General features: G+C 61.3%; 3 protein-coding genes and 1 pseudogene. All 4 read left to right on the forward strand.

What is annotated here, in order from left to right; genetic code table 11:
* Positions 1-3,354 (forward strand): DUF5801 repeats-in-toxin domain-containing protein (locus tag F475_RS30900; RefSeq protein WP_256597263.1); only part of this gene is annotated, 3,354 nt, incomplete at its 5' end.
* 295 nt (positions 3,355-3,649) lie between these two features.
* The gene (locus tag F475_RS30105; RefSeq protein WP_256597264.1) at positions 3,650-6,166 is read left to right on the forward strand and encodes a DUF5801 repeats-in-toxin domain-containing protein; all 2,517 of its coding nucleotides are present in this window, start codon (positions 3,650-3,652) and stop codon (positions 6,164-6,166) included.
* Positions 6,123-10,298 (forward strand): annotated as a pseudogene (locus F475_RS30905) (DUF5801 repeats-in-toxin domain-containing protein); the annotation flags it as partial. The gene F475_RS30105 and the pseudogene F475_RS30905, both read left to right, overlap by 44 nt.
* Before the next feature lie 285 nt (positions 10,299-10,583).
* Positions 10,584-11,428, forward strand: an 845-nt coding sequence (locus F475_RS30115; protein ID WP_256597265.1) for a DUF5801 repeats-in-toxin domain-containing protein, incomplete at its 3' end; no start/stop codon positions are given.

The raw sequence follows: 11,428 nt of genomic DNA on the forward strand, positions 1-11,428 counted from the left end.
GGCGGCAGCACAACCCTGGGCACCAACAACCAGGCGATCACCGAACAGGAAGGCCTGCGCTTCAGCTTCGTCACCGGTGCCAAGGCGGACTTCACGATCCCCAACCTGAGCCCGGGCGAAGCGGGTGTCGAACAGAACATCGACTTCACCCAGTACTTCGGCGCCCGCTCCGCGACCTTCAAGATCGTGCAGGAGACGGGCGGCACGACTGCGAAGCTCTTGCTCACCGCCGTCAAGAACGCCGACAACGTCAGCGGGTCGCAGAGCGGTGTCAACTTCGTCAACAGCTACGCCAACGACAGCACCGAAAAGGTCGCGATCATTAACGGCAGTGTCACCGTGAAGACGTTCGCGGGCGCCACCGTCAGCACCGCCGTCATCACCTACAACGCCGACGGCACGGTGCTGATCACCGGCGTTCCGACCGATTCGCAGATCACCTACAGCACGGCGACCGACCACAACCGCGTGATGATCGAGAACGCCGGGTTGCTGACCGACAAGAACGGCGACAAGACGCACGCTGACTTCGACATTGGCGGCTTCAAGGTGCTGCAGTCCAGCACGTCAACCGCCGAAATCGGCTCCAAGATGATCTTCGAGGATGATGGGCCGAGCATCAGCACCACCGGCACGGAACCGACCCTGACGGTGGACGAAACGGTACTGGCGACCAACGATACCAAGAGCTTTGCCGCCAACTTCACGTCGGCGTTTGGCGCTGATGGGGCCGGCACGCTGACCTATGCCCTGGGCGTGGTCGCGGGAGGTTCAGGGTTAACGGACACCGCCACCGGTGAGGCAGTCAACCTGTCACTCAACGGTGCAGTGGTCGAAGGTCGCACGGCCACCACCAACCTGCTGGTGTTCACGGTCAGCGTGGCCGCCAATGGCGACGTCACCCTTGACCAGATCCGCGCCGTGGTGCATCCCGATGCGACCAATCCGGATGATTCGAAGACGCTGACCTCGGACAATCTGGTGACGCTGACGGCGACCAAGACCGATGGGGATGGGGACAGCGCCCATGCCACGCTAAATATCGGGCAGAACCTGGTGTTCAAGGATGACGCCCCCAACATCAGCACCACCGGCACCGAGCCAACGCTGACAGTCGACGAAACGGTACTGGCGACCAACGATACCAAGAGCTTCGCGGCTAACTTCAGTTCGGCGTATGGCGCTGACGGTGCCGGCACCCTGACCTATGCGCTGGGCGTGGTCGCGGGCGCCTCAGGGCTGGTGGACACAGCCACGGGCGAGGCGGTGAACCTGTCGCTCAATGGCGGCGTGGTCGAAGGTCACACGGCCACCACCAACCTGCTGGTATTCACGGTCAGCGTCGCCGCCAACGGTGACGTCACCCTCGATCAGCTCCGCGCCGTGGTGCATCCCGACACGACCAATCCCGATGATTCGAAAACGCTGACCGCGGACAATCTGGTGACCCTGACGGCAACCATCACCGACAAGGACGGCGACAGCACCCAGGCGACCCTCAACATCGGCCAGAACCTGGTGTTCAAGGACGACGGACCGAGCATCAGCACCACCGGCACCGAACCGACGTTGACGGTGGATGAGACGGTGCTGACCACCGACGCCACCCAGAGCTTCGCGGCGAACTTCACCTCGGCGTATGGCGCCGACGGTGCGGGTACGCTGACCTATGCGCTGGGCGTGGTGGCGGGTGCCTCCGGGCTGACCGACACGGCCACCGGTGAGGCAGTCAACCTGTCGCTCAACGGCGGCGTGGTGGAAGGCCGCACAGCCACTACCCATCTGCTGGTGTTCACCGTCAGCGTGGCCGCCAACGGTGACGTCACCCTCGACCAGCAACGGGCCGTGGTGCATCCCGATCCAACCAATCCGAATGATTCGACGAGTCTGTCCTCGGACAATCTGGTAACCCTGACGGCGACCAAAACCGATGGAGACGGCGACAGCGCCCATGCCACGCTCAACATCGGCCAGAACCTGGTGTTCCAGGACGACGGCCCTACACTTGCCTTCGGCAATCTGATCGGCACCGGTAGCATCCTTCCACAAACAGGGTACTGGGATCACTCGGCCGGAGCCGACGGATTGGGGGCAACCGGACTGGATATTTCGTTGGTGAATAACCAATTCACCCTCGTCCGGCCAGACAACACGACCACCACCGGCACCGGCACGCTCACCGAGCAGTCGCCCTCACCGGACGTCAATGGCGCCTACCATTTCGCAGGCACGTTGACCGGTGATTTCGACAACAACGCCGCCACCGCGAATACCAGCGTCGACTACACGCTGACCGCCTACACCAATGGCAGCTATACACTGGACCTGGTGCAAGGCTTCAGTTCGCAGATCGTGCTCAGCAGTGCCGACGGCTCGCTCAGTGCCGGCGGCCCGGATCCGGTGCGCACCTTGTTGATTCCGACGACGAATGACCCGACCATTCCTTCGGCCTCCGAGGAGATTGTGTTCTTTTCCGCCAAGGCGACGGCGTCGACTTCGGACATCCTGACCGGCATCGGGCTAGGGAAACCCGACCCCACCGAAGCCCAGCTACAGACCACCCCGCTGCCGTCGTACATCGACCCCGCAGCCATGAACGTCAGCACGTCCGGCATCGGCGTCGGCAATAACATTCTCCAGGGAGATAACCTGGCGGCCATCAGTTCTGCCGATGAAAGTTTCGTGATCAATCCGGAGACCCTGCTGGCGGGCATGAAGATCTTCATCGACAACTCCGTGGGAGGTTACAACACGGCGACCGAAGACCTGTACTACAGGGCCTACTATGAGGATGGCACGTTCTCGGCCCTCACCGAGGTGAACACCGTGACGCCGGAGGCCGGCGGACAGGTGTCCTTCCTCGTTCAGCAACAAGGCACGAAGTTGATTGATGCGGTTCAGCTCACGATGGGCCGAGGCGATGTCAAGATCCCGGTGATCCAGTTCATTCAGCCGACCGAAAGCCTGGCCAGCGATATCAAGCTGGCATTCAACGCGACGCTGACGGACAAGGATGGGGACTCGGCGACGAGTGGTTTCGACGCCAACCTGTTCGCCAACGACTTGGGCGCCACCTTCGACTTCACGCTGGTGGGCACAAGCGGTGAGCGGGATGCCTTCAACGTCGATTTGTCACTCACCCAGAACAAGTACCAGATCACCGGCTTCGATGCGAGCGCAGGGCTGCGCGACACGCTGGTGCTCAACGGCGACCAGAGCGCCGTTGTGCAGTCGATCGACAACAGCGGCGCCAACAGCGTCGTGACGATTGCCGAAACGGGCGGACAAATCACGACCATCACCTTGGTCGGGGTTGATGTTCTGAATACCGACATTGTCCATGGCAGCGCCTGAGGCAGCGCGTGTGTGAAAGGATGCGAGGGTGGCGAAAGTCACCCTCGCATTGTTTTTGCAGTTCCAAAATGAGATCGGCACGGATCGAATTCGCTGTGGGTTCTCAAACACCACAAGGCTTAAACACGGCAGAAAACAACGAGAACGACATGCAGCAGGCCACCAACGAGGACAGCTAGGCCGAAACTCCTATCCCGCATGGGAGTATCGGCCGATGTGCAATCCCCGGCGATTAGTCATAGTTGCAGAGGTCAATGGTCAGGCCTCGATGACCGTAATTGCTCAGGAGAACGTCATGACTATTCGCGAGCAAAACTCATCGCTAACGAGCGATCCGACCTCCCTCAACTTAACGTCGATTACAGCCAACGCCCTGAGCGTGACGCCCGGCGCAAACGTTACGCTGGACGAAACGGCCGGGCTGCAGAACCTCACCGCCACGCCAAGCCCCGCGGGAGACGCTGACGACAACGACATTCTGGTGGCCTCCCTGCCCTCGGCCTTCTCTACCCGTTTGACCGCACTAGGTGCAGGTACCGCAACGGGTGCGGCCTTGAGCGGCTATACCGGTGCCGCGGGCAACACGGGCAGCAATGCATTCACCCTCACCGACCCGTCCGGCGTTACCGATATCAGATTCGTCGACAGCGCTGGCGCACCGCTCAATGGCGTGGACAGCGGGCTGGATACTCTCGATGGCACCAGCATCCTTCTCTATACCGATACGAACGACAACAACATCGTTGTGGGCCGAGCCGGGGCCGCAGATGGCGCGATCGTGTTCGCGGCCTATATTGAAGAAACCGGATCGCCAGTCTCGGGCGGCAAGATCTGGACCGTGGAATACCAACCGCTCAAGCATCCAGATGCGACGAACCCCGATGATTCGCTCAATCTGCAGGATAAGGTGTTCGTCGGAGTCAGTCAGGACCTGGGATTCAGCCTGGCCGGTGCGCCCTCCGGTCAGAACCTCTTCCTGATGTTCACGAAAGCGAACCCGACAACTGAAGTTATCAATGGTGTCACACGGATCACCGATCCCTCCATCATCGCCACCGGTAAGGACCCCGCAGACCAGTCAAGTGGCGCCAACATAAACACTGGCGACACGATCAATACCAGCCAGGGCGGTGGCCCGACCACCATCGGCACCAATAACCAGATGATTACGGAACAGGAAGGTATCCGCTTTTCGTTCGTCACGGGTGCCCGGCAGGATGTGACCGTTCCCAACCTTAGCCAGACCGAAGCCGATGTTGAATCCAACATCGACTTTACCGGTGTCTACAATTCGACATCGGCCAATTTTGACATCGTGCAGTTGCAAAGCGGCAAGAGTGCGGTGGTAAAAATCAGCGCATTCAACACCGCAGCTGAACCTGGCGCGAATTTCGTCAACGGCTATGCGAATGACACGCCGGTTGCCATCACCAATGTTCAAGTCATCAACAATAGTACCGGGCTGGTGATCGAAAATTCCGACGGTTCGGTGAATGATCCGACCATCACCATCAGCTTTACGGGTGGGGTTGCAACACTCACCGGCATTAAAGCCGGCTACCAGATTGAATACACCACGACATCGGATCACAACCGCGTACTCATCGAGAACGGCGCGGCCCTCGACGCCAGAGGCGATAACCACGCCGATTTTGATATCGGCGGCTTCTCGCTGCGCCAAGCCTCCACCTCGATCGCCGAAATCGGCTCCAAGATGATCTTCGAAGACGACGGGCCGAGCGTCAGTGCGGCCGGCACGGAACCAACGCTGATCGTGGACGAAACGGTGCTGACCACCGACGCCACCCAGAATTTTGCCGCCAACTTCAGCTCGGCGTTTGGCGCTGATGGCGCGGGCACATTGACCTACGCGCTGGGCGTGGTCGCGGGCGGCTCCGGACTGACCGATACCGCCACCGGTGAGGCCGTCAACCTGTCGCTCAACGGCACCGTCGTGGAAGGCCGCACGGCCACCACCAACCTGCTGGTGTTCACGGTCAGCGTCGCCGCCAACGGTGACGTCACCCTCGACCAGCTGCGGGCCGTGGTGCATCCCGACGCGACCAATCCGGATGATTCAACGAGCCTGACCTCGGACAATCTGGTGACGTTGACCGCTACCATCACCGACAAGGACGGCGACAGTGCCCATGCCACGCTGAACATCGGCCAGAACCTGGTGTTCAAGGACGACGGACCGAGCATCAGCACCACCGGCAGCGAGCCAACGCTGACGGTCGACGAAACGGTGTTGACGACCGACGCCACCCAGAACTTCACCGCCAACTTCACCTCGGCGTTTGGCGCCGACGGTGCGGGAACGCTGACCTATGCACTGGGCGTGGTAGCCGGTGCCTCCGGGCTGACCGATACGGCCACTGGTGAGGCAGTCAACCTGTCGCTCAACGGCACCGTAGTCGAAGGCCGCACGGCCACCACCAACCTGTTGGTATTCACGGTCAGCGTTGCTGCCAATGGTGACGTCACCCTCGACCAGCAACGGGCCGTAGTGCATCCCGACGCGACCAATCCGGATGATTCGACGAGTCTGACCTCGGATAACCTGGTGACCCTGACCGCCACCATCACCGACAAGGACGGCGACAGTGCCCATGCCACGCTGAACATCGGCCAGAACCTGGTGTTCAAGGATGACGGGCCAAGCATCAGCACCACCGGCAGCGAGCCAACGCTGACGGTCGACGAAACGGTGTTGACGACCGACGCCACCCAGAACCTCGCCGCCAACTTCACCTCGGCGGGGCGCTCATGCCACGCTGAACATCGGCCAGAACCTGGTGTTCAAGGATGACGGGCCAAGCATCAGCACCACCGGCAGCGAGCCAACGCTGACGGTCGACGAAACGGTGTTGACGACCGACGCCACCCAGAACCTCGCCGCCAACTTCACCTCGGCGTTTGGCGCCGACGGTGCGGGTACGCTGACCTATGCACTGGGCGTGGTAGCCGGTGCCTCCGGGCTGACCGATACGGCCACTGGTGAGGCAGTCAACCTGTCGCTCAACGGCAGCGTAGTGGAAGGCCGAACGGCCACCACCAACCTGTTGGTATTCACGGTCAGCGTTGCTGCCAACGGTGACGTCACCCTCGACCAGCAACGGGCCGTGGTGCATCCCGACCCAACCAATCCGGATGATTCGACCAGTCTGACCTCGGACAATCTGGTGACCCTGACCGCCACCATCACCGACAAGGACGGCGACAGCGCTCATGCCACGCTGAACATCGGCCAGAACCTGGTGTTCAAGGACGATGGACCCAGCATCAGCACCACCGGCACGGAGCCAACCCTGACGGTCGATGAAACGGTACTGACCACCGACGCCACCCAGAGCTTCGCGGCTAACTTCAGCTCGGCATTTGGCGCCGACGGTGCGGGCACGCTGACCTATGCGCTGGGCGTGACTGCCGGCCCGTCGGGACTGACGGATACAGCCACCGGTGAAGCGGTGAACCTGTCACTCAACGGCAGCGTAGTGGAAGGCCGAACGGCCACCACCAACCTGTTGGTGTTTACCGTCAGTGTCGCCGCCAATGGTGACGTCACCCTCGACCAGCAACGGGCCGTGGTGCATCCCGACCCAACCAATCCGGATGATTCGACCAGTCTGACCTCGGACAATCTGGTGACCCTGACCGCCACCATCACCGACAAGGACGGCGACAGTGCCCATGCCACGCTGAACATCGGCCAAAACCTTGTGTTCAAGGATGACGGACCCAGCATCAGCACCACTGGCACGGAGCCAATCCTGACGGTCGATGAAACAGTGCTGGCGACCAACGACACCCAGAGCTTTACCGCCAACTTCAGCTCGGCGTTTGGCGCTGACGGTGCGGGTACGCTGACCTATGCACTGGGCGTGGTCGCGGGCGGTTCCGGGCTGACCGATACCGCTACCGGCCAAGCGGTGAATTTGTCGCTTAACGGTACAGTCGTGGAAGGCCGCACGGCGATTAGCAACGATCTGGTATTCACCGTCAGCGTCGCCGCCAATGGTGACGTTACCCTCGATCAGCTCCGCGCCATGGTACATCCCGACCCAACCAATCCGGATGATTCGAAGACGCTGACCTCGGATAATCTGGTGACCCTGACCGCCACCATCACCGACAAGGACGGCGACAGTGCCCATGCCACCCTCAACATCGGCCAGAACCTAGTGTTCAAGGATGACGGACCGAGCATCAGCACCACCGGCACGGAGCCAACGCTGACAGTGGACGAAACGGTGCTGGCGACCAACGACACCCAGAGCTTTACCGCCAACTTCAGCTCGGCGTTTGGCGCTGACGGTGCGGGTACGCTGACCTATGCACTGGGCGTGGTCGCGGGCGGTTCCGGGCTGACCGATACCGCTACCGGCCAAGCGGTGAATTTGTCGCTTAACGGTACAGTCGTGGAAGGCCGCACGGCGATTAGCAACGATCTGGTATTCACCGTCAGCGTCGCCGCCAATGGTGACGTTACCCTCGATCAGATCCGCGCCGTGGTACATCCCGACCCAACCAATCCGGATGATTCGAAGACGTTGACCTCGGACAATCTGGTAACCCTGACCGCCACCATCACCGACAAGGACGGCGACAGTGCCCATGCCACCCTCAACATCGGGCAGAACCTGGTGTTCAAGGACGACGGACCGAGCATCAGCACCACCGGCACGGAGCCAGTCCTGACGGTCGACGAAACGGTGCTGGCCACCAACGACACCCAGAGCTTTACCGCCAACTTCAGTTCGGCATTTGGCGCCGATGGGGCCGGCACGCTGACCTATGCACTGGGTGTGGTAGCGGGCGGCTCCGGGCTGACCGATACGGCCACCGGTGAAGCGGTCAACCTGTCGCTCAACGGCAGCGTGGTCGAAGGCCGCACGGCCATCACCAACCTGCTGGTGTTCACCGTCAGTGTGGCCGCCAACGGTGACGTCACTCTCGACCAGCAACGGGCCATAGTGCATCCAGACCCAACCAATCCGGATGATTCGAAGACGCTGACCTCGGACAATCTGGTGACCCTGACCGCCACCATCACCGACAAAGATGGCGACAGTGCCCATGCAACACTGAACATCGGCCAGAACCTGGTGTTCAAGGACGACGGGCCAAGCATCAGCACCACCGGCACGGAGCCAACCCTGACGGTTGACGAAACGGTACTGACCACCGACGCCACCCAGAGCTTTGCGGCCAACTTCACCTCGGCGTATGGCGCCGATGGCGCCGGCACGCTGACCTATGCGCTGGGCGTGGTGGCGGGTGCCTCCGGGCTGACCGACACGGCCACCGGTGAGGCGGTCAACCTGTCGCTCAACGGCAGCGTGGTGGAAGGCCGCACAGCCAATACCCACCTGCTGGTGTTCACCGTCAGCGTGGCCGCCAACGGTGACGTCACCCTCGACCAGCAACGGGCCGTGGTGCATCCCGATCCAACCAATCCGAATGATTCGACGAGTCTGTCCTCGGACAATCTGGTAACCCTGACGGCGACCAAAACCGATGGAGACGGCGACAGCGCCCATGCCACGCTCAACATCGGCCAGAACCTGGTGTTCCAGGACGACGGCCCTACACTTGCCTTCGGCAATCTGATCGGCACCGGTAGCATCCTTCCACAACAGGGATACTGGGATCATTCAACCGGAGCCGACGGACTGGGGGCAACCGGTCTGGATATTTCGTTGGTGAATAACCAATTCACTCTCGTCAGGCCAGACAACACGACCACCACCGGCACCGGCACGCTCACCGAGCAATCGCCTTCGCCGGATGTCAATGGCGCGTTCCACTTCGCAGGGACGTTGACCGGTGATTTCGACAACAACGCCGCCACCGCGAATACCAGCGTTGACTACACGCTGACCGCCTTTGCCAATGGCACTTATGCCCTGGACCTGGTGCAAGGCTTCAGTTCCGAGATCGTGCTCAGCAGTGCCGACGGCTCGCTCACTGCCGGCGGCCCGGATCCGGTGCGCACCTTGCTGATCCCACCGCAGAATCCGCCGACGATTCCTTCGCCATCTGAGGAGATTGTGTTCTTTTCCGCGAAAGCAACGGCGTCGACTGCGGACATCCTGACCGGTATCGGGCTTGGAGCCCCCGACCCCACCGAAGCCCAGCTACAGACCAACCCCCTGCCGTCGTACATCGACCCGAGGGCCATGAACGTCAGCACGTCCGGCATCGGCATCGCCAATAACCTGTTCCAGGGAGACAACCTGGCGGCCATCAGCAATGCCGATGAAAGCTTCGTGATCAACCCGGAAAGCCTGCTGACGAGCATGAAGGTCTTCATCGACAACTCCGTGGGGGGTTACGACACGGCGACCGAGGACCTGTACTACAGGGCCTTCTACGAGGATGGCACGTTCTCGAACCTGATCGAGGTGAACACCGTGACACCGGAGGCCGGTGGACAGGTGTCCTTCCTCATTCAGCAGCAGGGCACGAAGTTGATCGACGCTGTTCAGCTCACGATGGGCCGAGGCGAGATTAAGATCCCGACGATCGAGTTCACTCATGAGACCGAGAGCCTGGCCAGCGATGTCAAGCTGGCGTTCAACGCGACGCTGACAGACAAGGATGGGGACTCGGCGACGAGCACGTTCGACGCCAACCTGTTCGCCAACGACCTGGGCACCACCTTCGACTTCACGCTGGTGGGCACGAGTGGTGAGCGGGATGCCTTCAACATCGATTTGTCACTCACCCAGAACAAGTACCAGATCACCGGCTTCGATGCGAGCGCAGGGCTGCGCGACACGCTGGTGCTCAACGGCGACCAGAACGCCGTTGTCCAGTCGATCGACAACAGCGGCGCCAACAGCGTCGTGACGGTTGCCGAAACGGGCGGACAAGTCACGACCATCACCTTGGTCGGGGTTGATGTTCTGAATACCGACATTGTCCATGGCAGCGCCTGAGGCAGCGCGTGCGTGAAAGGATGCGAGGGTGGTGGAAACCACCCTCGCATTTTTTTGCAGTGCCAATATCAGATCCGCACGGATCGCATTCGTTGTGAGCGCTCTAGCACCACAAGCCTTGAACACTGGCCCCCTGCGGCCAGGCCTGCGACGAGGACGACTAGTCTGAAACTCCCAGCCCGCGTGGGAGTTTCGGCTGATGTGCAATCCCCGGTGCTTCTCCATAGTTGCGACCAATGGTCAACGGTCAGGCCTCGATGACCGCAACTACCCCAGGAACAAGTTATGACTATTGTCGAGCAAAATTCATCGCTGCCGGGCGATCCGACTTCCCTCTACACTTCGACCCTCGACCCATCGCTGACAACGTCGATTACGACCAACGCGCTGAGCGTCGTGGCCTCCGGCGCGAACGTTACGCTGGACGAAACGGCCGGGCTACAGAACCTCACCGCCACGCCAAGCCCCGCGGGAGACGCTGATGACAACGACATTCCGTTGGCGTCCCTGCCCTCGACTTTCTCTACCCGTTTGACCGCACTGGGTGCAGGTACCGCAACGGGTGCGGCCTTGAGTGGCTATACCGGCGCCGTGGGCAATACCGGCAGCAATGCGTTCAGCGTCAGCGCTGACCCCGGAGCAACCATTACCAATATCAGCTTCGTCGACAGCACTGGCGCACTGCTCAATGGCGTGGACAGCGGACTGGATACCCTCAATGGCACCAGCATCCTTCTCTATACCGATACGAGCAACGACAACATCCTGGTGGGCCGAGCCGGGAGCGCAACCGGCGCAATCGTGTTCGCAGCCTATATCGAAGAAACCGGGTCGCCGCTGTCGGGCGGCAAAATCTGGACCGTGGAGTACCAACCGCTCAAGCATCCAGATGCGACGAACCCCGACGATGCGGTCAATCTGCTGAATAAGGTGTTCATCGGAGCCGGTCAGGACGCGGAATTCAGTCTGGCCAATGCGCCGTCGGGCCAGCAGTTGTTCCTGATGTTCACGACCGCGGGCGCGACGGCCGATGCGAACGGCCGGATTCCCGGCGTCTCGATCGTCGTCACCGGCAGGGATCCGCTGGATCAGTCGGCAAGCAGTGCTGCCATCACCAGCGCCGACACGGT

The sequence above is a fragment of the Pseudomonas sp. URMO17WK12:I6 genome (assembly GCF_003253625.1).
GTDB lineage: Bacteria > Pseudomonadota > Gammaproteobacteria > Pseudomonadales > Pseudomonadaceae > Aquipseudomonas.

What these genes read in the sequence shown, in the direction of transcription:
- F475_RS30105 (WP_256597264.1), top strand. Translation starts at nt 3,650, where the DNA reads ATGACTATTCGCGAGCAAAACTCATCGCTAACGAGCGATCCGACCTCC.